The 23519-nt window shown below is 63.9% G+C and carries 34 protein-coding genes; 28 read left to right on the plus strand and 6 right to left on the minus strand.

The window, feature by feature from the left end; genetic code table 11:
• Position 1: 1 nt before the first annotated feature.
• The 27 genes from LX70_RS19810 (at position 2) to LX70_RS19935 (ending at position 20570) form a co-directional block, all read left to right on the plus strand.
• Positions 2-208 carry a phage head-tail joining protein gene (locus tag LX70_RS19810; protein WP_105516532.1) on the plus strand — a complete coding sequence of 69 codons (207 nt, stop codon included), beginning with the start codon at positions 2-4 and terminating at the stop codon, positions 206-208.
• 1 nt (position 209) lies between these two features.
• Positions 210-1700 carry a phage portal protein gene (locus LX70_RS19815; protein WP_105516533.1) on the plus strand — a complete coding sequence of 497 codons (1491 nt, stop codon included), beginning with the start codon at positions 210-212 and terminating at the stop codon, positions 1698-1700.
• A complete protein-coding gene (locus LX70_RS19820; RefSeq protein WP_105516534.1) occupies positions 1697-3832 on the plus strand; it encodes a head maturation protease, ClpP-related in 2136 nt (711 codons plus the stop codon). The genes LX70_RS19815 and LX70_RS19820 overlap by 4 nt, the downstream gene beginning before the upstream one ends.
• A 77-nt stretch (positions 3833-3909) precedes the next feature.
• Positions 3910-4233, plus strand: a complete 324-nt coding sequence (locus LX70_RS19825; protein ID WP_105516535.1) for a DUF2190 family protein — start codon at positions 3910-3912, stop codon at positions 4231-4233.
• Between the two features lies 1 nt (position 4234).
• Positions 4235-4558: a head-tail joining protein gene (locus LX70_RS19830; protein ID WP_105516536.1), complete on the plus strand. Its 324-nt coding sequence runs from the start codon at positions 4235-4237 to the stop codon at positions 4556-4558.
• A complete protein-coding gene (locus LX70_RS19835; protein WP_105516537.1) occupies positions 4555-4971 on the plus strand; it encodes a hypothetical protein in 417 nt (138 codons plus the stop codon). Before LX70_RS19830 ends, LX70_RS19835 begins: the two co-directional genes overlap by 4 nt.
• A 35-nt stretch (positions 4972-5006) precedes the next feature.
• Positions 5007-5429 carry a phage tail tube protein gene (locus tag LX70_RS19840; protein WP_105516538.1) on the plus strand — a complete coding sequence of 141 codons (423 nt, stop codon included), beginning with the start codon at positions 5007-5009 and terminating at the stop codon, positions 5427-5429.
• A 29-nt stretch (positions 5430-5458) separates the two neighbouring features.
• Positions 5459-5770 carry a hypothetical protein gene (locus tag LX70_RS19845; protein WP_170076262.1) on the plus strand — a complete coding sequence of 104 codons (312 nt, stop codon included), beginning with the start codon at positions 5459-5461 and terminating at the stop codon, positions 5768-5770.
• A 47-nt stretch (positions 5771-5817) separates the two neighbouring features.
• Positions 5818-5991 (plus strand): phage tail assembly chaperone, encoded by a 174-nt coding sequence (locus LX70_RS20575; RefSeq protein ID WP_146111673.1) that lies wholly within the window; start codon positions 5818-5820, stop codon positions 5989-5991.
• Positions 5988-7580, plus strand: coding sequence for a hypothetical protein (locus LX70_RS19850; RefSeq protein ID WP_146111674.1), 1593 nt, complete (start codon positions 5988-5990; stop codon positions 7578-7580). The genes LX70_RS20575 and LX70_RS19850 overlap by 4 nt, the downstream gene beginning before the upstream one ends.
• Positions 7577-8440, plus strand: a complete 864-nt coding sequence (locus tag LX70_RS19855) for a hypothetical protein (protein WP_105516541.1) — start codon at positions 7577-7579, stop codon at positions 8438-8440. Before LX70_RS19850 ends, LX70_RS19855 begins: the two co-directional genes overlap by 4 nt.
• Entirely contained in the window at positions 8437-10212 is a 1776-nt protein-coding gene (locus LX70_RS19860; RefSeq protein ID WP_146111675.1) for a hypothetical protein, read from the plus strand. Before LX70_RS19855 ends, LX70_RS19860 begins: the two co-directional genes overlap by 4 nt.
• A gap of 6 nt (positions 10213-10218) precedes the next feature.
• Complete coding sequence (locus tag LX70_RS19865; protein WP_105516543.1) at positions 10219-10773, plus strand: hypothetical protein; 555 nt, start codon at positions 10219-10221, stop codon at positions 10771-10773.
• A complete protein-coding gene (locus LX70_RS19870) occupies positions 10770-11249 on the plus strand; it encodes a hypothetical protein (protein ID WP_105516544.1) in 480 nt (159 codons plus the stop codon). The genes LX70_RS19865 and LX70_RS19870 overlap by 4 nt, the downstream gene beginning before the upstream one ends.
• A 73-nt stretch (positions 11250-11322) precedes the next feature.
• Positions 11323-11751 carry a phage tail fiber protein gene (locus LX70_RS19875; RefSeq protein WP_105516545.1) on the plus strand — a complete coding sequence of 143 codons (429 nt, stop codon included), beginning with the start codon at positions 11323-11325 and terminating at the stop codon, positions 11749-11751.
• 9 nt (positions 11752-11760) lie between these two features.
• Positions 11761-13470, plus strand: a complete 1710-nt coding sequence (locus tag LX70_RS20580) for a glycine-rich domain-containing protein (RefSeq protein WP_146111676.1) — start codon at positions 11761-11763, stop codon at positions 13468-13470.
• A complete protein-coding gene (locus LX70_RS19880; protein WP_146111677.1) occupies positions 13467-13841 on the plus strand; it encodes a hypothetical protein in 375 nt (124 codons plus the stop codon). Before LX70_RS20580 ends, LX70_RS19880 begins: the two co-directional genes overlap by 4 nt.
• 11 nt (positions 13842-13852) lie before the next feature.
• Positions 13853-14263 (plus strand): hypothetical protein, encoded by a 411-nt coding sequence (locus LX70_RS19885; protein WP_105516547.1) that lies wholly within the window; start codon positions 13853-13855, stop codon positions 14261-14263.
• Positions 14260-15945: an SGNH/GDSL hydrolase family protein gene (locus tag LX70_RS19890; RefSeq protein ID WP_211301761.1), complete on the plus strand. Its 1686-nt coding sequence runs from the start codon at positions 14260-14262 to the stop codon at positions 15943-15945. Before LX70_RS19885 ends, LX70_RS19890 begins: the two co-directional genes overlap by 4 nt.
• 11 nt (positions 15946-15956) lie before the next feature.
• On the plus strand, positions 15957-17378 hold the full coding sequence (locus LX70_RS19900) for a hypothetical protein (protein WP_170076263.1): 1422 nt from the start codon (positions 15957-15959) through the stop codon (positions 17376-17378).
• Between the two features lie 73 nt (positions 17379-17451).
• On the plus strand, positions 17452-17760 hold the full coding sequence (locus LX70_RS19905; RefSeq protein ID WP_146111678.1) for a hypothetical protein: 309 nt from the start codon (positions 17452-17454) through the stop codon (positions 17758-17760).
• The gene (locus LX70_RS19910; protein ID WP_105516550.1) at positions 17757-18230 is read left to right on the plus strand and encodes a hypothetical protein; all 474 of its coding nucleotides are present in this window, start codon (positions 17757-17759) and stop codon (positions 18228-18230) included. The genes LX70_RS19905 and LX70_RS19910 overlap by 4 nt, the downstream gene beginning before the upstream one ends.
• Positions 18227-19012 carry a hypothetical protein gene (locus tag LX70_RS19915; RefSeq protein WP_211301762.1) on the plus strand — a complete coding sequence of 262 codons (786 nt, stop codon included), beginning with the start codon at positions 18227-18229 and terminating at the stop codon, positions 19010-19012. The genes LX70_RS19910 and LX70_RS19915 overlap by 4 nt, the downstream gene beginning before the upstream one ends.
• Position 19013: 1 nt before the next feature.
• On the plus strand, positions 19014-19583 hold the full coding sequence (locus LX70_RS19920) for a hypothetical protein (protein WP_105516551.1): 570 nt from the start codon (positions 19014-19016) through the stop codon (positions 19581-19583).
• A 10-nt stretch (positions 19584-19593) separates the two neighbouring features.
• Entirely contained in the window at positions 19594-19848 is a 255-nt protein-coding gene (locus LX70_RS19925; protein ID WP_105516552.1) for a hypothetical protein, read from the plus strand.
• Between the two features lie 168 nt (positions 19849-20016).
• Positions 20017-20187, plus strand: a complete 171-nt coding sequence (locus LX70_RS20825; protein ID WP_170076264.1) for a hypothetical protein — start codon at positions 20017-20019, stop codon at positions 20185-20187.
• Positions 20188-20201: 14 nt separating this feature from the next.
• Complete coding sequence (locus LX70_RS19935; RefSeq protein WP_105516554.1) at positions 20202-20570, plus strand: hypothetical protein; 369 nt, start codon at positions 20202-20204, stop codon at positions 20568-20570.
• Here LX70_RS19935 and LX70_RS19940 read toward each other — a convergent pair.
• The 6 genes from LX70_RS19940 to LX70_RS19965 form a co-directional block, all read right to left on the minus strand.
• Positions 20560-20736 (minus strand): helix-turn-helix transcriptional regulator, encoded by a 177-nt coding sequence (locus LX70_RS19940; RefSeq protein ID WP_105516555.1) that lies wholly within the window; start codon positions 20734-20736, stop codon positions 20560-20562. The genes LX70_RS19935 and LX70_RS19940 overlap by 11 nt on opposite strands.
• Before the next feature lie 3 nt (positions 20737-20739).
• Entirely contained in the window at positions 20740-20919 is a 180-nt protein-coding gene (locus LX70_RS19945; RefSeq protein ID WP_146111679.1) for a hypothetical protein, read from the minus strand.
• Positions 20920-20937: 18 nt separating this feature from the next.
• A complete protein-coding gene (locus tag LX70_RS19950) occupies positions 20938-21144 on the minus strand; it encodes a hypothetical protein (RefSeq protein ID WP_105516557.1) in 207 nt (68 codons plus the stop codon).
• A gap of 262 nt (positions 21145-21406) precedes the next feature.
• Positions 21407-21688, minus strand: a complete 282-nt coding sequence (locus LX70_RS19955) for a hypothetical protein (RefSeq protein ID WP_105516558.1) — start codon at positions 21686-21688, stop codon at positions 21407-21409.
• A gap of 19 nt (positions 21689-21707) precedes the next feature.
• Positions 21708-22037, minus strand: coding sequence for a hypothetical protein (locus LX70_RS19960; protein ID WP_146111680.1), 330 nt, complete (start codon positions 22035-22037; stop codon positions 21708-21710).
• A 16-nt stretch (positions 22038-22053) separates the two neighbouring features.
• Complete coding sequence (locus tag LX70_RS19965; protein ID WP_105516560.1) at positions 22054-22638, minus strand: J domain-containing protein; 585 nt, start codon at positions 22636-22638, stop codon at positions 22054-22056.
• A 101-nt stretch (positions 22639-22739) separates the two neighbouring features.
• On the opposite strand from LX70_RS19965, the gene LX70_RS19970 reads away from it, so the two are divergent.
• A complete protein-coding gene (locus LX70_RS19970) occupies positions 22740-23393 on the plus strand; it encodes a recombinase family protein (RefSeq protein WP_245885153.1) in 654 nt (217 codons plus the stop codon).
• Positions 23394-23519: the final 126 nt, after the last annotated feature.

Genomic DNA, 23519 nt, shown 5'->3' on the forward strand with positions numbered 1-23519 from the left:
AATGGCATACACACAGGCCGATATCGACGCCCTTCGCCGCAACATCGCGAAGGGCGTGAAAAAGCTGCGCCTTGGTAACGGCGAAGAAATCGAATTCGACAGCTACGGCGAAATGCGCCGGCGTCTGGCCGACATGGAGGCAGAGGTCGCCGGGACGACAAAAGCGGGATTCGCAGTCGGATATGTGACGACAGGGCGGGGTCTTTGAGGTGAGCTGGTTCGGAAAGGGGCTGGACAAGATCATCGGCGAGATCAGCCCGTCGGCCGGCATGCGCCGAACGCAGGCCCGCAATGCGATGTCGTTGATGATGAACTACGATGGCGCGTCGAAGGGGCGGCGCACCTATGGATGGAAAGCTCCGTCAACCGATGCTGACGCCGCCGCCTATGGCGTTCGCGCGCCGCTTCGCCAACTGTCCAGGGAGTTTCTGCGGAACCGGCCTTACGCCGTCAGAGCGCAATCCGTTGTCACCTCGAACGTCGTCGGGACCGGAGTGGTGCCTGCGGTGAAACATGACAATCCTGAAGTTCAGCGAGGAATCGCGGATGCCGTTCTTGGGCATCTGCTTTCGCCATGGCTGGATGCGTTGGGGGAGCTGAACCTTTACGCCATGCAGGAGGTCGTGATGAACACGGTCTTCGCGGATGGCGAGGTGCTGGCCCGCCGCCGCCTGAGAACGGGACGTTATGCGCAGGGTTTGAGGCTTGGCTTTCAGATCGAGCTGCTTGAGGTCGATCACCTTGACACGACGATCACCAGCAACGGCAAAAACGAGGTCTGCGAAGGGATCGAGTATAGCCCCATCGGGGATGTCGAGGCCTACCACGTTTTCCCGCGCCATCCCGGCAACGCGCGCCTTCTGGGAGATCGTGTCAGATCCGAGCGCGTGTCATGGGCCGACATCATCCATGTGCGGCGCTTCGACCGTCCGGGCCAGCTGCGGGGTGTGCCGTGGCTGGCGCCCGTGATGCTGGCGATGGGCGAGTTGAGCGATTACCAGGAGGCGCAGATCCTGAAGCAGAAGATGGCGGCGCTGATGGCTGCCATCGTCGCCTATGACAAGGATAGCATGCCGGGCGATCCTGCTGACCGGTTGAAAGGCCTGTCAGAGCTTGAGCCGGGCGCCATCATCGGGGTGCCTGATGGTGCGGAGGTGTCGTTCACGCAGCCGCCGAAAGTCGATGCATATTCGGAATTCATGCGCGAGGGCCTCGGCGCCATCGCAATGGGGATCGGTATCACGCGGGAGTCGCTGACGGGCGATCTCAGCGGGGTCAATTTCAGCTCCGGCAGGATGGGCCGGATGGAGATGGACCGCAATGTCGAGAGGTGGCAGCAGCTCTTGATGATCGGTCAGTTTTGTGCGGGCGTGGAGCGCTGGGTACGCGAGGCGTTTCCGATGACGCGCATTCATCCGGGCGAGGCGTTCGCGATGACATGGACGGCCCCGCGTCGCCCGCTGATCGACCCGAACGATGAGGTCGATGCAATGCTGAAGCAGGTCGCGGGCGGATTGAACAGCCGCCAGTCCGTTCAGCGCACCCTTGGGCTGGACCCGGATCGCGTCCGGCGCGAACGCGCCGAGGATCGGCAGCAGGATGAAACACTGCAACTCGATGAGCCTGTCGCGGTGGATACCCCGACCGCGCGCGTATCGAGGGCAGAAAAGCAGGCGAAACAGGTGGAGACAGGGCAATGAGGCACGGGCGCGATCTTATCACTGGTGGGCAGGTCATCCTGTCCGGCTATGTCATGTCGGACGAAAGCGCCGGTTGGGCCTGGGAAGACGAGGTCTATTTCTGCCCGCAGATGGTGCGCGAGGCCTTGGCCGATCTTGGCAACGGCGAGGTGACGGTCAGGCTGAATTCCGAAGGCGGCGACCCGGTTGCGGGTGAGGCGATCCGCTCCATCCTCGCGGGTCATCCGGGCGGTGTCAGGATCGTCGTGGAAGGTGTTGCGGCGTCGGCGGCATCGCTGTTGCTGATGGGGGGTGCGCGCCGCGAAATGACATCGGGCAGCTGGATCATGATCCATGATCCCTCGGCGATGATCTGGGGGACCGCAGAGGAAATGCGGGCGGGGGCGGATTACCTCGACAAGATCGCGTCGATCTATGGATCCGTTTATGCGCAGGCGAGCGGACAGACGGCAGATCACATCGCCGCGATGATGAAGGCGGAGACCTATCTGTCGCCGCAAGAGGCGGTGGATATGGGGTTTGTGCATGAGGTCGTTGACAGCGTGGCACCCGCCGCGTCCGCGCCGTCCGCGCCTGTCGTCGTCCCGGCCGATCGTGCCGCCGCCGAAGGCGCCATGCGCGCGTCCCTTAACACCTATGCCGCGCTGATGCGCAGCAAGAAACCGGGGCCGACCGCCGCGCGGCGCCCCCGGAACGTCACCGCCGCAGAGCGCGGTATCCCGGCCCAAGAGGCCACATCAACGGAGGGTCACATGCCCCAAGAAGATCTGATGCCCGCGCCGGGGCAAATTCCGGCGACCCCGCCCGCAGAGGTCAATGACGATCCTGCGGCCACCAGCGCCGATGCGGTGATGCAGGAGCGCCGTCGCGCCACCGGCATTCGCCAGATGGCGCAGCCCTTCATGGTGGCCGGGCGCCTGACCGATGAGGATGTGCAGGTGCTGATCGACGATGGCACCTCGGTTGACGCCGCCGGTGCGCGCCTGATGGCGACCATGGCGGCGCGTGAGCCGATCGGGTCCAGCATCTCGGTGACGCCGCGCGGGCGCGATGAAACCGAGACGCGACGCATGGCGATGGAAGATGCGCTGACGATGCGTCTTTCGACCGAGCGCGTCGAGGATGCCACCCGTCAGGCGGCCGCGCGCGAGTTCATGGACTATTCGCTGGTCGAGATGGCGGGTCATCGCCTTGGCCGCCAGCGTGTCCCGTCCGGCTTTGCGGCGCGGGAAGAGATGCTGCGGATGGCGTTCCACTCCACCAGCGACTTCCCGGCGTTGTTCGAAAACGCGCTGAACCGCTCGCTGGCGGCGCGCTACGCCTCGGCCCAACCGACCTATCGCCGGATTGCCCGTCAGCGGAGCTACGTCGATTTCCGCGACCACACGACGGTGCGCGTCGGTGATTTCCCGGACCTTCAGCCGGTCGATCCGCAATCGGGTGAGCTGAACGCCGGGACCTTCGGCGAGTCGAAGGAGAAAACGGCGGTCAAGGCCTATGGTGTCCAGGTCCTGCTGTCGCGGCAGATGATGGTTAACGATTCGCTCGGCGGCATCGCGCAGGTCCTTAACGATCGCGGGATGGCGGTCGCGCGCTTCGAGGACAAGACCTTCTACGCGATGATGCTGGGTGGCGCCAATTCGGATGGTCCGACCCTGATCGAGACCGGCCGTCAGGTGTTCAATACCACCGACAAGACCAAGGCCGGGACGGCGGCGGCGATCACGCTCGCCTCGCTCAGCACCGGGCGCGCCGAGATCCGCAAGAAGAAGTCGGTCGATGGGGCCGAGCTGGAGCTTTCGCCGTCCATCCTCCTCTGTGGGCCGGACAAGGAGACCGAGGCGCAGCAGATCGTCGCGCCGATCCAGGCGCAGCAGGCCGGAAACGTGAATCCGTTCGCCGGAACCCTGTCTGTCGCTGTGACCGCCAAAATCACCGGCAACGCGTGGTATCTGTTCGTCTCGCCGGATGAGCTGCCCTGTTTCGAGTGGGGTCTTCTGGACGGCTACAGCGCGCCGCGCTTCCGCATGGAGGACCCGTTCGGCATCCAGGGCACGAAGGTGTCGCTTGAGCATGACTTCGGCTGTGGCGCGACCGACTATCGTGGCGGCTGGAAGAACGCGGGCGCCTGATCCGCGCCATCCCTGATGTGATGGCGGGCGGCGTCCCTGTCGCCCGCTGACCTTCACCAAAAACTTGGAGAAACACGATGAAAAACTATGTCCAGGATGGGGTCCGCGTGACGGTCCCCGCGCCCTATGACGTGCTTTCCGGCGGTGGCCTGCTGGTCGGTACGCTCTTTGGCATCGCCGTCTATGACGCCACGTCCGGCAATGATGTGCTGATCCAGACCACCGGCGTTGTCCAGCATGCGAAGACCTCTGCCCAGGCGTGGACTGTCGGCGCCGCGATCTACTGGGACGATACCAACAAGGTGTTGACCACCACGGCGACGGGCAACACGCTGGTCGGCAAGGCGCTTCAGGCGGCCGTCAACCCGAGTGCCACCGGCATCGTCCGCCTGAACGGCTGACATGACGCTGTTCGACGGTATGGCGGGGCTGCTGAACGACGTGTTTGGCAGCCCTGTCATGATCATCCCGAGATCTGGCGGCAGCTTTAACGTTCAGGCCGTGTTCCGGTCGGAGCCGATCGAAGTGGCCGATGCTGACGGTGGATCGGTCTGGATCGGGGCGCCAACGCTGAAAGTACCAGCCGGTGTTGCTCCGAAGCTTGCGCGTGAGGATCGGATCAGGCCTGGAAACGGGAAGACCTATATCGTGCTGAATCGCGTTCCGGGGGAGTCCCCGGCCGCCGACGGTTTCGTGATGTTCGAGCTTGAGGAACAGGACCATTGACATCGCCGCGCAAAACCATTCGCAACGCGGCCAGATCGACGCTGGTAGTATCGACGCCCACGCGGCACTGGACCTATCTTCCTGCCTGGTCGCAGAGCGTCGATCGTGATGCCCTACCGGTCTATTCGGTCGCGACACCCAGAACCATCACGGTCAAGATCGACAAGGATAGCGATGAAGACCGGATCGACCTGTTGGTGATCTTCAAGATCATCGGTGGCGACGATCTTGAAGATCTGGTCGACGACCATGTTGCCGCTATTGTGGCACTTCTTCTGCCGGCGCTTTCGCCGCTGAGCTTGCAGCCCGAACTGACCCTGACCGAGATAAATATCGATGGCGACGGCGCCCAGCGTGTCGCCACGGCGGTCATCACCATGACCGTGCCCGTTCAGACCCCAGCGATCATCTGATCGCGCAACCCAAAACCTGAAACCAGGAGGCCGAAATGGCAGGAGAGATCGCGGGCCGGAAGGTCCGTATCAAATATGATTCGGACGGTGCCGGTGCCGGTGCGGCGGTCGAGATCGCGCGAGCAAAGGCCGACAGCGGCACGATCAACAATGAGGCGATCGACGCAACCACCAAGGACGATGCGGGTGTTCGGACCTATCTGAACGACATCGGCGTCAAGAGCATGTCGCTGTCCTGTTCGGGCATCCTCAGCGATGGCATCACGACCCTGATCGGCCTTGCCGCCAATGCGGGAGACGGTACCGCTCTGCACTGGTTCGAGCTGGACATCGAAGGGCTGGGCACGTTCCGGGGGCAGTTTTTCATCACCACCTTTACGCCTGGAGGCAACGAGGGCGCCGAGGCCGCCACCTTCGAGATGGCGCTGGAATCGTCCGGCGCGATCGCCTGGAGCTGATCCTGATGGCCTCTTTCTTTCGCGAGATCATGATCGCCTGGAAGGGTGTGGACTATCCCGTCACGGCCAGCATGCGGCTTTTGCAGCGAATCGAAAGCCGCGGCATCTCTCTGCCTTCCATGGTGACGAACATCCTTCGGGGTGAGGCGCAAACCAGCCACATGGCCTATGCACTTTGGGTTCTGCTGGTATCGGCCGGCGCCGATGGCGTGACAGAAGAAGAGATCTATGCCGTCCTGATGGGTGCCTCCCCGGAAGAGATCGGTCCGTTGCGCGATGGGCTTATTTTGGCGCTGTCGCCAGCGGAGATTGACGGAAAAAAGACCGACGCCTCCGACTGAAATGCCATCAGATCGATGGCGAGGCGGAGGAAGTCGATTGGCAGTCGATGTACCTGATCGCGCGCGGTTGGGGGCTGGCCCCGGACGATTTCTGGAACATGACCTTCGCCGAATTCACCCTTGAGTTCGAGCTGCGTCGCCCGCGCGAAGACGACCATGATCTGCCCGGAAGTCTTGTCCGAGCGGATATTGACGACCTGAAAAACTGGAACCCAGAATGATCCCTGCCATCGGTGTCAAAATCGGCGGAGACAGCGCAGCTGGCGAGGCGGCGCTGGCCCGTATCCGCCAGCGCGCAGCCGAGGCTGCGGCCGAGTTCGGGCGATTGGGTCCAGCCGCCAATGCCGCTGCCGTACAGGTCGATCGCGTTGCCGGGTCGAGCGGAGCGCTAGGGCGCGGCGTTCAGAACGCAGCCTATCAGGTGGGCGACTTCGCCGTTCAGGTGGCTGGCGGGACTTCCGCGATGAGGGCGATGTCCATGCAGTTGCCGCAGCTGCTGGGCGGCTTCGGTGTGTTCGGCGCCGTCGCTGGCGCGGCCTTCGCCATCCTGGGGCCGCTGGCCGGGTCATTCTTCGACGCAGCCGACGGTGTTTCGAAACTGACCGATGAAATCGACGCCAACAAGGTCAGCCTCGATTCAGTTCGCGGAACGATTTCGCAGCTGGCGCAGCTGCATGAGACATACAATAAGGCAATCAATGCGACCGGCGGCGCCTCTTCCTCTGCCGCAGCAATCGTCGCTGCCAACTCGAAGAAGGAGTACGAGGCCCGAAAACAGGTCCTTGGTGTCGAACTGGAGCTTCTTCGTATTCGCGGCGGTGAGCTGGCACAGGGTCGTCAGAACCTTGCGGATTCGATCAAGCGCGAGGGCGATGCGGCGATGCGGAATGCCGCCAGCAACCCGACAGATGTCTTGTTCGGTGGCCTCGACGGCATCGTTAATACCGGCGCCCGCAACATGGCGGAGATGGACAAGGCGCTTGGCGGATTCATCGCGCGGAATGAACAGGCGGCGTTGGCGTTGCGTAAGCTCGATGCCGAAATTGCCCTAAACACCTTGGCGGTGGAAGAGGCCAACGCAGCCCTGAACGGAGACTTCACAGTTTCAGAGGGGCTGGACGGTTCGAAGGGGAAATCGAAGGGCGGCGGGGACAGTCTGGCCAAGAAGATGGAGCGCCGGTTGGAGACCCTGACCAATGGTCTGATGACCGAACGTGAGGCGCTGGACAAGTGGCACAGCGAAAGCCTTGACGCGATCAATGCCGCGACCGACGCAGAGCTTGAAGCACTTGGTGGTCGGAATGAGGCCAAGCTGCGCCTGGAAGAGGAGTACCTTCAGCGACTTTCGCAAATCCGCGAGCTTGGCAACCGGGCGGCGCTGACCTCGGTACTCGGGGCTGGCGAAGAGATCCTGTCGGCTCTTGGGGGGATGAATGCGAAGGCCCTGCGGATCGCCAAGGTGTTCGGGGCGGCGCAGGCCCTGATCTCCACCTATCAGGGCGCCGCCGCCGCACTGAAGCTGCCGTTTCCGTACAACCTTTCCGCTGCCGCGGCGATCATCGCCAAGGGCCTTGGGTTTGTCGCGGCTATCAAAGGCGTAAACAGCAGCGGCGGCGGGGGCGCCGCCGGTGGCGGTGGTGGTGGGGCATCATCTGTCGCGCCCGCCGCGGCCGGACCATCACCGCTCGACATTCGTATCTCTGGCCTCGACCCGAACCAGTTCTACAGCGGTGGTGCCGTCGGGAAGCTTCTCGACGCGCTGACGCAAGAGGCTGGCGATCGCGGCTTCAAGTTGGTCTACACGAAATGACCCTGACCATTTCTTCCGCCCGTGCGGCGCTTCTGGCGGCGGCCGGGACGCAGAACAATCCGATCATCGCATGGGAAAACCTTGCTGCGACCGCGACGATCACCACCCCGCTGCGCACGGCGCCCGTGGGTGGAGAGGCGATCAATGCAGTCAGCGGGACGACGTTCGATGCCTGGACACCCGATGCGCTGGCCTCGATCGGCAACGTCATATTCAAGTGCGACATGGGGTCAGCCGTCGCGCCCGATTTCATTGGTGTGATCGGGCATAACGCGGCCGCGCTTGGCGTGACCAGCATTCGGGTTGACCACTCCGTCGATGGATCAACATGGGTCGCCATCGGTGATCCGATCACAGCGGCTAACATGTCCGGCGTCGCGGATGGCAGCTACTTTTCCGGCGCGCCTGCGCGGCAGTACTGGCGTGTCGTTTTCTACGATTTGCCCGCCTTTGCTGACCTCAGCGTCGCGGGGATCTTCATCGGTAATGTCCTGACGGTGCCGGACAGGTTCTACCAGGGGTTCGCGCCTGTGATCACGCCGACCGAGGTCGAGCTGCAATCCAACGTCTCCGCGGGTGGGAACCTTTTGGGGTCCAGCGTCATCAAGCGCGGCAGTCGCATCGGCCTGAACTTCGACCACCTGCCAGAGTCCTTCGTGCGCGGCGCCCAGTGGATGGCCTTCCAGCGCGCGTTCAACGATGGCAACCCTGCCTTCATCGCGTGGCGGCCGACAAAATACGGGCAAGACCTGCACTACATCTGGCGGGATGGTGCGGTGATCCGCCCGTCGAATTCCGGGCCGAAAGACTATATGAGCGCGCAGGTCGAGGCACGGGTGTTCGAGGGGGCCGCCCCATGACGTTGGCCCGCCGCCCGATCAAGATCGTCGAGATCGACCTGCCGCAATGCACCCGGACCTATGGCAGCCTGCCCTGTACGGCGGTGCTGGGCACCACGGGCGCTCGCAAGTGTTTCAACAGCCGGGCAACATGCCAGTCTGTGACCGCGTTTTCGCCCGCGGACATGACGCTGCGCTTCGGTGAAAACGTCTCTGGCGCGCGCCCGGCGAACAACGTCTTCCCGGCGCTGACATCGGTGTCCGCGCGGCCCGGTCGGGTGAACCTGTCGGGCATCGACCCGAAGTCCACCCCGCTTGGGCAGCGGGCACGGGTGACGGTCGTGCTTCAGGATTTCACTTGGCAGGACAGCATACTTGACCCCTACCGCGCGCAGCGCGTGACAGGGGCGGCGCAGGCCGATGGCATCGGCTATGATCCCGCGACGCGCGGCACGTTCTTCACCCGCCTGCATGCGCGCTGGCCCTACTATCTCGGCCGGTCCTTGCGCGTCCTGACCGGGTATGAGGGTGACGCATTGGGGTCGATGCGTGTCGCGCATTACGTCATTACCGAATGGTCTGGGCCGAATGCCGCCGGTGTAGTAACGATCACCGCGCAGGACGTGTTGAACCTGGCCGACCCCGACAAGGCGCAGGCGCCGCGCCCATCGCAGGGCAAGCTGGCGGCCGACATCACTGACACCGCTACCGCCTTCACGCTGACACCGGCAACGATCGGGGATGAATACGATGCAGCGGGCCTGATCGCGGTCGGGCGGGAGCTGATGCGCTTCACGCGGGTCGGCGACGATTTCACGGTCACCGAACGCGGCGTCGCCGAAACCGATGTGAAGGGGCATTCGGCTGGCGACGTAGTGCAGCAGGCGCTGGAATATGTGAACCAGCCTGCCGACGCAATCATCGCCGATCTTCTGGTGACCTTCGCGGGCGTCTCATCCGCATTCATCGACAGCGCGGCCTGGCAGGCAGAGGCGGAGCGATGGCTGGGCGGCATCGTCTTCAGCGCGATCATCGCGAAGCCAGAGGGCGTCGCGACCCTGATCGGGGAGCTTTGTCAGCATGGGATCATGGTCTACTGGGACGAAATCGACCAAGAGCTGAAGTTCTACGTCAACAAGCCGCTGGAAATCTCTCAGACCTATGTGCCTCTGACCGATGGGGCGCAGATCGTCGAAGGGTCGGCTGACATCGAGGATAGCGTGGAGGAGCGCGCGAGCCAGATCCTGTTCTGGCATGGCGTGATCGACCCGACAGATACCGTTACCGATGGCAAGAACTTCAAGCGCCTGCATGTCGCCGCAGACCTGATTGGAGAGGGGCCAGACCTTTACGGCGAGAGCCGCGTGAAGGAGATTTTCAGCCGCTGGTTCGGGACATCCGGTGACGATGCAAATGCCGGTATTCTGGCCGATCGGCTGCTGAACCGATACCGGAACACCCCGCGCACCCTGACCTGCGACATCGATCGCAAGGACCTTGCCTCAATCAATCTGACGACGCTGGTCGAGGTGTCATCGCATCTGGTCCTGGATGATACCGGTGCCGCGCTGCCCTATCCGATGCAGGTCCGCTACCGCGAGGAAACGGCGGGTGAGCGGATCAGGATCGAGGCGCAGACCTTCACCTTCGACGGGCGGTTCGGCTTCATCATGCTGGACACCGCGCCGGACTATGACGCGGCCTCGCCAACCGAAATCGCCGAGGGGTGTTTCATCGTCGACGACACCCTTCTCCAGTTCCCGGACGGAACCGGACCCTACGTTCTTTTTTGAGGCAACATGGCAACGTACACCACCGTCACGGATATCGAGACCGGCCACAAGAAGCCGGTCACAACATCGCTGTTGCGTCGCCTGCGCGACAACCCAATCGCCATGTTCGAGGGCGCATCAGGCGCCCCGCGCCTTGACGTTGACGCCCTTGAAAACCCGACGCTCGGCGACGTGGTGCGGTATAGCGATGCATCGACGTATTCCTCCGGCACGGGGTTTACCTACACGGCGGCCTGGAAATATCTGTTCGTGCAGACCGGCGAGGTGCGGCTGACATTTACCCAAGCCCCGGCAAGCGGCTCCAACTCCGAAACGCAGGTTGTCCTCAACGGATCGGTCCTGACGACCTATTCGACATCCACGACAGCCGCGCGGTCCATCGATCTGACGATTGCCAAGGGCGACGTTCTGGAGCTTCGCCATCGCGCCAACAACGCGTCGAACGCGGCGTCGCTGACCCTGATCCGCCTCAAGACGGCGGGTGAAAACCTGTGGCCATTCAGCCCCTACGCAGCCAAGGACGGGCAGGGCGGCCACAACAGTACATGGGTATTTGGATGAGCTACATTTCGGCATCATACGTTTCGGCGGGCAATGACATGATCGTGGCATCGCGCGGTGACGGCAGCGACCGCGTGATTTCGCAGGCGCGCGACCCCATCGAGTGGGCCGCGATTATGGCATCTGGCGTGACGATCACCGCCTATGCGCCGCCGCCCGCGCCGACGCAGGCAGAGATTGACGCCGCCGCCCGCACCACCATGACGCTTTCCTTCGCCCAGCTCCTGATCGGGCTGGTGGCGGAGGGGTGGATCAGCGAGGCGGAGGGCGATGCGTGGCTGGCGGGAACGCTGCCCGCCGGGGTGCTGGCCCTGATCGCGACCATGCCGCAGGCGGCGCAATTCGCGGCGCGGGCGCGGGCGATCAAGCCGTCCTACATCGTCCGCCTCGATCCGCTGGTCATCCAGCTCGCCCAGGCGCAGGGCAAGAGCGACGCCGAACTCGACACATTCTTCCTGGCCTACGCGCAGGTCTGATCCGGCCCGGACGGGCAACCCCTGAAATCCCGAAACTGAAAGACGCCTGCGGGCGAATTAATGGAGTTTGACCATGAGCAAGGGCAACACGTTCGAGAACGATTTCCTGAAGATGATCTTCAACGCGATCGCCATCGCGAACATCGCCGACAATGCTGGCACGTCTCCGCTGACGAACCTCTATGTCGGCCTGCACACCGCCGATCCCGGCGAGGCTGGCGATCAGACGACCAATGAGTGCGCCTATACCAGCTATGCCCGCGTTGCTGTCGCGCGCACGGCGGTCGGCTGGACGGTGACGAACAATGTCGTCAACCCGGCAGCCGACATCACGTTTCCGGCCGCGACCGGCGGCAGCGAAACGGCCACGCACTTCTCTGTTGGCACAGCCGCCAGCGGGACCGGGAAGATCCTCTACAGCGGTGCGATTTCGCCCACCATCGCGATTTCGACCGGCGTCACGCCGAAGCTCGACACCTCGACCGCTATTACCGAGGACTAAGTCCGGTCCATGACCACGGTCCTCAGCACCACTGGCAGCCCCGGCTATGCCCAGATCACGGATGGCGGGAAGACATGGGACGTGTATACGTTCCTGTCTTCCGGTTCGATCACCTTCGACGTTGGCGGGATCGCGGAGTATTTCATCGTCGGCGGCGGTGCTGGCGGCGGCGGTCGTAACTTTGCGGCGGGCGGCGGCGGCGGGGCTGGCGAAGTTCAGACCGGACAGTGGTCACCGTCTGATGGGCAGACCTTCGACGTTACCGTTGGCGCTGGCGGCGCTGGCGGTAACAACACCGTTGGCTCGAATGGTGGCGACTCCGTTCTCGCGCTGAGCGGCGGTGCGGCAGTAGCGACCGCCCTTGGCGGCGGCTATGGCGACGGCAGTTCGACCGGCGGCACGACCGGCGGTATTGGCGGCTCCGGCGGTGGTGGCCGCTGGGATACGACCGGCGGTGCGGCCTCCGGCAGCGGCAACGCTGGTGGCGACGGGAACAATTCCGGCACGACGCTGAACAGGTCCGGCGGCGGCGGCGGCGGTCAGGGCGGTGCCGGTCAGACTGCCGCGGCGGCGGCCGGTGGTGCTGGCGGCGCCGGTACTTCGACCACCTTCCGAACCGGGGCATCTGAGGATTATGCGGGCGGCGGCGGCGGCGGATCGCGATCGACCGGCGGCGCGGCGACGCATGGCGGGGGTGCTGGTGGCTCGAACGGTGCCGGTGTGGCCGGGACCGCGAACACTGGCGGTGGCGGTGGCGGATCTGGCAACAATACTTCTGGTGGCGCCGGTGGCAGCGGCATTGTCGTGGTGCGGGTCGAGGTTACGACCGGGGGCAGCACGGTCACCGGATCTGGCATCTCCTCTGCCACCGCATCGGTGTCAGGCGTTGGCAAATCCATGGCGGCCGCAAGCGGGTCGTCCGATGGTGCGGCGACGGCCAGCGCCGTTCCGGCATCCGGCACGACTTGGTTCGGTGATCCCGCCTTCTGGATTGATGAAAGCACGACCTGGACCTCTGGTGCCGTCGCTATCGGCAGCGGCGCGGCTTCTGGCGCTGCCTCTGCCGATGGTGTCGGTGCGGCCGATGTTGCAGCCTCCGGCAGCTCGGACGGCGCGGGGTCCGCTATCGGGGCCGGTACATCGTTTGCGACCAGCTCCGGGTCGGTCTCCGGTGCCGGGGCGGCAGATGGCGGTGGGGCGTCCATCGCGAGCGCAAGCGGGTCGGCGGCCGGTGCGGGCGCTGCCGCAGCGTCCGCGCCCGGATTGGGAAGTGGCTCTGGCATATCGGCGGGTTCCTCATCCGCAACGGGCGGGGGCGGATCGATCGTTGCGACGGCCGGAAGCGCTGCTGGAAATTCAACGCCGTCTGGCACCGGAAAGTCTGAGGCGGCTGCGTCGGGCGCCTCTGGGTCTTCGTCATCAGCTGTAGCCGTCGGCCGGTCGGTCATTACGGCAGTCGGGGCATCGTCCGGCGCCGCGAATGTTTCAGGGTCGGCTTCCGGCGCCGGAACCTCATCCGGTAACGCCTATGGCGCGGTCACGGTTCAGGGCGTCGGGAAATCAGTCGCCATCTCGTCTGGCGCGGCAAGCGGCATTTCGACGGCATCTGGCAAGGTGCCGCAGACCATCACATTCATAATCCTCGCGTCCCGCAACCGCCCCGGCGCTCGGGCGATTGGCGGGCGCGGATCAGCAAGAGCAATCGGAGGCGGCCGGTGAATTACGCGCGCATTTGTCAGACGGTCGGAAGCTACGGTCATGCCTGGGGGGTTCAGTTGCTGGACGAGGCCGGGAAGCCGGTCCCCCTGAACGGGGTCTCGAATGTCAAATTCTCGATGAAACTTCGCAATGGAACAGTGCGCAAGGTGGATAATGCTGATGGGTTGGTCGCGAACGGAACCTATACTTTTGAAGATGGATCGTCGCAAACCCTAGGCCCGACCGATGGCATTCTGATCTATCAGCCTGTCGCTGCCGACGTAGATACCGAAGGGGACTATATCGGGCAATTTACCTACGACCTTGCCGGAAAGCCGGTCATCAAGCCCGGCTGCGGTTACGTCGAAATAGAACTTCAGGCAGCGGTCTAAGGGGGCGCGAAATGGTTGAACTGAACAAGACACCAACCCCGGTCGTCATGGATGATTCTGCTGTCGTCGGGCGGTCGGGCGCAAACGAAATGGTCTACCTCACGCGCACCAAGACCAACCGGCAAAGCGGTACGTCCTATGCCATCGTTGCTGGTGATATCGGAGGTCAAGTCATCATGGATGGCGTGTCGCCATCCACGGTAATCCTACCTGCCGACGCAACGTTGACCGTCCCCAATACCTCGCTGGTGCTGATTGGCCGGGCACAAGGCGCCGGGCCGGTCACGGTTGGTGTTGAATCTGGCGACACGCTGAACGGCATTGTCGATGGAACCATCGTCATCGACGAGGCGGCCAAGGTACAGTTCGAAAAATCAGGCGTCGATGCTTGGGAGAGCTGGGGCGGCGGGGTCGCATCGTGACCTTCGCGCTCGCGCTTGCCGCCAGCGTTGCCAGTCATCGCAAGCATGGCGCTGGCGGTGGCCCGACCTTCCTGCCGCAGATCGACACGATGCAGGGCCTGATGGGCAGCACGTCCTATGTCGCGTTGTCGGGCAGCGCCTGGGGCGACAGCATCACGGCCAATGCTCAGGCCAACACCATGCTTGCCTCTGGTGCCGGGTATTCGGAATACGTCAACCTCGCCTACACGCCGACCGATGACGTGATCCGGCACGGCGACTGGCCGGGCGAGGTCGAGACGCTGACGGGCGGCACCTTCGCCAACGAGGGTGGCGGCGGGCAGACATCGGCGCAGATCGTGACGCGGATGGAGGCGGCGGGGCCGGGCGGCGTCGATGTGGTGTCGTGGGGGACCAATGACCTTGGCGCTGGCGGCGGGGCTGTCGCGATCCAGCAAGGCATTCAGGCGAGCGTTGATCGCGCGGCAGCGGCGGGCTTCGACACCGCGACGACGCTGTTTATGCCGTTCGACGCCAACGGGCCAACGGGGGCCAGCTACGGCAGTCTGGACTATGCCCGGTCGCTGGGATTCCACGGCTACAACTGGCATTGCGGGATGCTCAAGCTCGCGCACCGGATGAGCGCGGAAAGCGCGGTCGCGACCCTGCCGACGGAATGGATCGAGGGCGCGGCCCCGGCGGCGTTCATGTCGTCGCCAACCCCGACCGGGGGACTGGACACCACCCACCCCGGCAGCGCGTTTTCCGAGGCGCAGAGCGCGGAGATCGCGGCGATCTGCACGGCGATGGCGGGCGGCGCCCCCTACATGCACATGCAGACGATGGCGGTTGACTGGTCTGTCCCGGCTGGAACGCTGATCGGTCAGCTTGACACCATCGGCACCATCACCGCATCGAACGTCAACAACGATTTCGGCAACACGGGCGCGATCACCCTGTCGGGCCGGAATGTCTATCGTGGGGCAGGGGCTGCGCCCACGGGCGACTGGGCGGAATTCTTCATCGAGGTCCATAACGCGCAGGGATCGAACGTCAATCGGCTGATGCTGGGCCTTGCCACGGGCGGAACCACGTTCCGGCCCTGCACCCCCGTCCTGCAATCGTTCATCGCGGGCAACTCGACCGCCGGGACCATCTCTATCGTGGTGTCCAAGATCAGTTCGGCGACATCGCGGTTCATGAAGGTCGGCAACTGCGAAATCCAGCTGCGCACCAATGGCCAGCTGATGTTCAGCGGACCGTTTTCCTCGAACCTTCTCTTCGGGACGAACGTCACCACGAAACAGCATTTCATGGTCACCTGGGACGCCTCGAACTGCTACACGGTCCTCGGCACCACCTATACCGATCGTGCCGGTATCTATACCGGCGGCAACGTCAACGGGGCGCTGCAACTGTTCGGTGCGACCTCTGGTACGCCCGCGCTAGTGACCGACCGCACGGCGCGGATCGAGCATATCTATGTGTCCGACCAGTACCACGGGCCGGGGTCCGACCTGTCGCCGATCTGGGACGGCACCGATTCCGCGATCACCGGGCCGGGAAGTGTCCTGTCGGGCGACACGCCGCACTATTCGATGCGCGGCGGACCGGGGAAATTTGCATCGGAAAACTACGGCTCTCTCGGGCGGCTCTGCATGTGGCCCGATTGGGATGCCGCCAACGCGCGCCTGCGCAGCTAGGAGATCATCACATGACCCTCGACAAGATCGATCCGCGCTATGAGTACGCGCCCGACGTGGCCCCGTCCGACGGGCTTCGGTCTACCATCTATGACAAGACCCACGGCATCCTCTTCCTGACCTCGGTCGCGCAGATCGAGAGGGTCAAGGAAGGCGACTATCTGGTCACGATGCGCGCCAAGAGCATTGGCGACCTCGATGCAGATGCCCCCGTGCCGGAACCTGTAGATCCGCCGGTGGAGCCGACGCCGGTTGACCCGCCGCCCGATCCCGATCCGGTCCCGACGCCGCCGGTGATCGGCTCGACCGTTGCGATCAACGAAACCGACCTGCGCGACAAGGTGGCGAAGCTGGGCAGCGGCCCTGCGACCATCGGCGTCAAGAACGGGCATTTCGGGGCGATCACGCTGTCCGGCGTCAACCTGGGCGGCCAGCTGACCATCGTGGCCGAGAACCGTCGCGAGGCGAAGTTCGAGAGCATCTTGCTGAAGGGCGGATCGAAGGACGTGCAGCTCTTCGGTCTCGGCACCTGCCCGAAAGGCAATGCCACGGGCGGCGGCACCGGGCCGGAGTTGCAAAACAAGGTCTACGGCATCACGGCTGATGCCTCGACCTCCAAGATCATCGTCATGGATGCCTTCTGCCAGGGTCACCTGGACAGCGCGAACCATGCCTGGTGGACCGAGGCCGAATGGCGTTCTCGGGCGCAAGGCGGTGTCATGATCCAGGGAGCGGACAGCGCGATCATCGACAGCTACGCGGAGGGCGTCCGGTTCGGCTTCAACATGATGGGCGATCGCGGCGTCATGGATAGCCTGCGCGTCTTCGGCGCATCGGGTGACTGCTTCCGGGCGACCGCCCACGACCTCGTCTGCCGCAACCTGCTGGGCTCCGACCTCGTCTACATGAACGACGGCAACCACCCTGACGGCCTGCAATCCTTCCTGCTGGACAGCAACAGGAAGGTCGTCGTCATGCGCAACCTGACCCTCAAGAACATCGCGCTCTTTGACTGGACGGTGCGCCACGACAACCCGATGCGCTTCGCCAGCGAGAACACCAATCCCGCGATGCGGCGCTGGGGCCGGATGCAGGGCCTCGGCCTGCACCAGGCCGGGTTCTCGAACATGTCGATCGAGGATGTCTACATCAAGACGCCGGTTCCGAATGGCCTCCACATCGGCGGCGTCAACGGCCTCTACGGCCGCCGCTGGACCGTGCTGAACAGCGACTATGGCCTGAGCGACATCGACAGCTACGACACCCGCTGGCCGAAGATCAATGTGAACGCCACGGGCATCGTGGACGTCGCCGACACCGAGGCGGAGGACTACGCGGGCAGCCTTGCCGGTCAGATCGTCAATGCCAAGGGCTGTGACTATACGGCGCCCGAACCGGCATGGGTTGCGCCGCTGCGCCAGCTGGCCGCCTGAACTGAAAACGAGGGGCAGAGGAAGGCCGGGCCGCGCGCCCGGCCTTTTGCATACTGGGAATGAGGGGATGGCCATGACGGCGTTGGAATGGCTGCGCGACCACTGGAAGGGCGCGGGAACGATATTGGGCGCGGCCCTCTACATCTGGGTGAACCATAAGGACTTGCCCTTCTGGCCGCGCACGGCGAAGGTCGCCAGTTCGGCGCTGATCGGTCTCGTCGTTGCCCCCGAGATCGTCGAGAAGTGGGGGACCAGCCCATACCTGACACTCGCCTCGGTCATGGTACTGGCGTGGGTCGTGATCGATGGCGCAACCACGATCCTGCGCAATCCGAAAGAGGTCCTGGCCGAAATCCTGCGCCGCTATGGAGGTGGGAAATGAACGACTTTCGCCGCCGCACCCTGCGGCTTCGCATGCTGATCCCAATCATTCTGGCGCTGCTGTACCTCGGGCCGAGTATGGTCATGCCCTATGTCTGGATCGACCTGCGGGCGGTGACCGTCACTGACGCGACCGATGCGATGCGCGCCCGTGTCCATGCCGATCGGGTGACGCACATCGGATTTCCGGGCCGGTTCATCGTCAGTTTCCGTGAGGCTGACGGGGTGCCGGTCTGCGCGCCCTATGTCTCCCCCGTGATCCAGTACAAGGGCGGCCTGTCCGCACCGATCGACAAGCCGCTCTGGTGGTGGGCCGGTGGGCTGCGCACCCTGCGCGACTGCATCGAGGAGGGCCTGGCTGACGGCGTGTTCTACGCCCTGACCTGCCATCAGGCGATGATGTGGTGGACGGTTCCCATCGCGCAGCGCTGCGTCCGGTCGAATGAGTTCAGGCTGGGGGCCGCACGATGAATCGCGCCGCCTTCTACGCGGCCCTCCGCCGCCGCGACAGCGGCGTGTTCGGGACCAGCCTTACCCAGGGCCAGGTTCGGGGCATGGACGCCATCCTGGACGAAGCAGAGGCGCGGGAGACGTCGCTGCGGCACCTCGCATACATCCTCGCCACGCCCTACCTTGAAACCGGCGGACGGATGCAGCCGGTGCGCGAGAGCCTGAACTATTCGGTCGATGCGCTGCTGACCAAATTCGGCCGCCACCGGATCAGCGAGGCCGATGCGCGGCGCTATGGCCGATCCGGCAGCCGCGCGGCCAATCAACAGATGATCGCCAACCTGATCTATGGCGGGGAGTGGGGCCGAGCGAACCTCGGCAATACCACCTATGGCGATGGCTGGCGCTATCGCGGCGGCGGGCTGGCGCAGATCACGGGTCGGGCGAATTTCACAACGTTCGGCATGGCGGCCGATCCGGCCCAATCCGGCGACCTGATCCCGGCTGTCCGCATGATGTTCGACGGCATGGAGCGCGGCCTGTTCACCGGCAAGCGCCTGTCCGATTTCACCGACTATCGCCCGATGCGGCAGATCATCAACAGGATGGACCGCGCCGACGACGTGGCGGGTTATGCCGAGGCGTTCGAGGCGGCGCTGCGGGCGGCGGGTTACGCCGCCAAGGTCGCGCCGCCCACGCCGTCGCCTCTGCCGTCCTCGCCTACTGGTGGCGGCCTCGCATGGGTCATCGGCCTGATCGTCGATGCCTTGAAGTTCGTTTTCGCAAGCATGAAAGGACGCTGACATGAACCGGATGACGGTCAAGCGTGAGATTGATGCCGTGCAGTGGCGCGGCCCCGACCATGAGATGCCGGAAGGGTTTTTCGAATGCTTGCCAGAGGTGCATTGGGCGGCTGGTAGGAACTTTGTCTATTTCACCTATGGCAAACTCGACAGCCGCGATTGGATCGGCGTTGAGAAGCTGCCAGAGGAACCAGGCAAGGCGGCACTCGAAGGGTGGGTCGGGTACACGCCGAAGGGTGAAGCGCCCTACTGGCGCAAGGTTCTGCCGTTCAATTTCTGGTCGGTGAAGTCAGAGGCATCGATGAAAGCGCGCTCTGGTGATGCCGCTTCCCATCACGCCGTCTTTCTGGACCTCGACAATCCCGAAGAGGTGCAGCTTTTCCATGACTATTGCGCCTATGAGCGGTGGCCGAACCCGCTGCCCCGCTTTGCCGAGTTCCGGGTCATCGATGGCAGCTATGGCAGGGGCTATCGCCCGTACTACCTGTCGCCGGGCGACTGGCTTCTTCGCGAGCCGGGAAAAGACCCGACAGTCATCAGCGATGACGACCTTCAGAAGATGATTGCATAGGAGTTCTGACATGCCCCCCATCTTTTTCGCGTGGACCCGGTCCTTCTGGGCCACCGTTGTTGGATTCGCGATCCTGTTCTTCGGCGCCCCGGCCGAGGTGGTGCAGGGCGCGGCGCAGCTCCTCGCTTGGGCGCTGCCGTGGTCGGCCGATGAGATCGGCGCGGCGCTGCTGCGGATCGCGCCCATGGTCCTCTGGGCCTTCGCGATGCAGCAGCGGAGCGGCGCCGCCCGACCGTATACGACCGACCCGAGGGCGCTGCGATGAGCTGGCCCATGGTGCAGCCGGATTGGCGGCTGTCGCTGATCCTCGATGCCATCGCGCGGCGGCTGGGACGATGATCTGCATCCTGATCGGAGCAGGCGCCGGTGTCGTCGCCGCCTATGGCGCGATCATGGCGCTGGCGTGGTGGTATGGCCGGAAATGGAGGGCACCATGGAAGCGGTGATCGCAGGGACGTTCGGGGGCATGGCGATAGGCTTCACGATGGGGCTGATGGGCGCCATGGGATCGCGAGACGGCATCTGGCCGGGTGTATGGGCCGGGCTGATCTTGGCCGGTGGCAGCATAGGTGCCGTGATCGGCGCGATATCGGCCCTGTTCTGAGGGAGGGTGAAGCGATGGGCTTCCTGAAATGGATCTTCGGCTGGCTGGCCTCCGGCCCGCTGGACCGCATCCTGTCCACCGTCGACCGCAAGATCGATGCCGAGACGGATCGCGAGGCGCTGAAGGCCGAGATCATCAAGACCTATTACACGACGCGGGCCGACTTCATGCGTGCCGGGGGCTTCTGGCTGATGCTGATCTTCGCACTGCCGCTGGGCTTCTGGTTCGCGGCCGTCTGCGTCTATTCGGTGTTCTGGTGCGCTGGCTGCGCCTATCCGCAGGACTGGTCCATCGCCGCCCTTCCCGCGCCGCTGAACGACTGGGCGGGTGGCATCGTCATTTCGATCTTCGGGGTGGTCGGGGTGTCGCGGATCAGGCGGTAGTCTCGGCCGCCAGCCCCCGCAGCGCCAGCGCGTAGAGGCGCAGCTTTGGGCTGCTGCCGTCCTCGATGGCCGTGATTGTCCTGAGCGATACACCGAGGGCGACCGCCAGCTCGGCCTGCGTGAGGCCGAGTGCTTTGCGGTAGGTGGCAAATTCTGTGGGGGTCATGGGTCAGGCTTTGATGTACCGAATGGCATCGACGCCGGTGAAGCGGCACCCGTGTTCATCATGCACTCGCGCCGTAAAGTGAACCCCGAGGCGCTTGAGTTTCGTCATCGCTTTATAGGCCGCGCGCTTGTTGGTGAACGATTGGGAGGTGGCTTCGCGCTCATTGCTGATGATGTAGGTCATGTCTCTCTCCATCAATTTTCAGTAGCCAGCATAGGCGCGGTCTTCCCACATGACAGGCTGATCGCCCAGCCCTTGCCCGCTGACCCACTTGGCATAGCAGCCGGGGTTTTCATCTTCGAAGGTCGCAAAGGCAGCATCTGCCTCAGAAACCTTGTTTTCAGGAACGCGAAAGTAGATCACGGTGTTTGCGAAGCCGCGCGAAACTTTCAGGAACTTGTCTGCCATCTTGTCTCTCCGATCCTTGGGGCTATCCCCGTTGCTCATGTAGTATATATACGCAACGGTTGCGCATTCGTCAAGATCAAATGCGCAATTAGTGCGTATTATTTTGGTGTGATCGGCATCGGCGCAGGGCTATCGCGGCTGGGGCGGTGATCGGGTTAGCTGGATGGGTCTGGTGGATCGCCGACATCTCTAGCTTTGCCGGGGCGTCCCCCGGTAGGGAGCCGGACTTGACCGGCGACCCGCCAGACCCATCCTAGTGGGGTTAGCTGGACTGTGTTGCGTAGCGGGCGTGCCGCTCCGCGCGTTCGCGATCCCGGCGAGCTCGGGCTTCGAGCAGCCGGTCGATATGGCGTTGGGCGTAGGCGACGGCCTCGCCCCGATCGGGGAAGGTGACGCCGCGCACCGGGTGGTAGGTTTCGCCGCCGTTGGTGAGCGCCTGCCAGTGCTCGGTGTGACCACGTTTCCCGACAACCTCGGTTCGCCCGCTGTCGTGAATGATCAGCGGCTTGAATTCTCCGAGGCTTTTCCGTGCGCTGGCTTTCATGGGCCCCTCCTGCGGGCGTTTACTGGACTGGTTTCGGTTGGCCCGGCGCGGGGCGATCCGGCCAGACCTCGTGGAAGGTTGCGGGGTCGGTTGCGTAGACCATCTCGCGGTCTTCGCTATCCATGTCGCAGACGTTGAGCAGGCAGTCCTCTTCGCCGCGAATATCGCGGGCCCAGAGGATTTCCCCGGCCCGCTGGCAGGCGAGGTGCGTTTTCCACGTCCATGCATCGCCGCCGTCGACGCAGCGCGCCCGGCGATAGATGGTGCCGGACGCGATCTCGCGCAGGCAGCTGTTGCAGCGATGTGGCTTTCGGGCTGTCGGCGTTTCCGAGCTGATGACGGTGACCATGGTGCCTCCGGGGTTTTCAGGATTGCCCCGCCCGCGCGGCCAGACCGGCATCGCGAGCGGCATTCAGTTCAACGGTCGCGCCGCCAGCTTCGCGGCAGGCGTACTTGTATGCCTCGCGAATCGCCTTCTCCGTCGCATCGTCCTGCACGCCAAGAACCATCCACCAGGATCGCAATGGCGCATCCGACATTGCGCCGGGCGGGGGCAGGGCGGTGAAGCCCTCGAATGCCTGGTCAAGCACCTGACCGGCGCCCCAGCGATCCATGTCGCGCAGCGCCTTGATCGACAGGCCGATAGCCATAATATTCTCGAACGGCAGGCTGTAGGTATCGCAAGACAGGCAGACCAGCCGCTTCTTCCGTGTGAAATAGACAGCAACGCCCGGATCATCGAGAGGATCGTCAAGCGCGTCTGCGTAGGGAGTCCCATCCTTCCGCAGCGGCGCATTCGTGCTGACGACAGGGTTTCCGGCGCCGAAGCGTACCAGCTCATCCATCAGCTCATCGAAGGCCCTGCGCGGCGTCACCTTGAACGATGACGAACCCCGCGCCTTGGTGCGCGGCCTGCCGTGCGGCCATTGCAGGGGGTATGCTTGCGTCATGCTGACTCCACGCCATATGGACTAGGTTTCTGGACTTTACGCCTCGCCCATTGCCTTGTCCAGTTTAATAGTCCAGATTGCTTGCGACATTCTGGCTGAGAGTGCGTAAGAAAGTGGCGTCTGAATCCAGCAACCTGCCTGTTCGCAAGATCGGCTATGCCCGAGTTTCGACGCATGACCAGAACCCCGACATGCAGATCGACGCGCTGCGAAAGTACGGCGTTCCAGAAGATCTGATCTTCGTCGATCGGGCCTCCGGCGGCAGCTTGTCGCGGCCGAACTTCCTGCGCGCGCTGAAGTATGCCCAACATGAGGGGGCCGAGTTCGTCGTATGGAAGCTCGACCGTCTCGGCCGGACGCTGGGCGGTGTCCTAGACACCCTGAAAATCCTCTCCGACCGCAATGTCGCGTTCATCAGCCTGACCGAGCGCGTGGACACGACAGGCCCTATGGGCAAGGCGATGATCCATCTGCTGGCGGTGTTCGCCGAGCTGGAGCGTGACCTGATCCGCGAGCGGACGATCGCCGGAATCAACCGGGCGCGAGAGCGGGGGGAGCAGGGCGGCCGCCCGCGCGCCATGACCGAAGACCGGATCGCCAAGGCGGTCGAGCTGATCGCCGTGGGCGAACGCGGAAACACGGTCTGGAAGGCGATGCAGGCGATGCCGGGGCCGAAGATCAGCCGCGCGGCCTACTACGCCTGGCAGCAGGAATGGGATGCGGAGAACCGATCGCCCGACCAGGTAGGCGAGTGAGTCTGAAAAGGAGCAGTTTACAGCGCTCCGAAAAAACCGTTGCAAATCAACGCACCACACCTCCCCCGGTTTACCGGATAGCGCATTGAATCTTTGCGGTTCTTTCACTCCTGCCGGGGCCGCCAT

It is taken from the genome of Albidovulum denitrificans, from assembly GCF_002973535.1.
Classification (GTDB): domain Bacteria; phylum Pseudomonadota; class Alphaproteobacteria; order Rhodobacterales; family Rhodobacteraceae; genus Albidovulum; species Albidovulum denitrificans.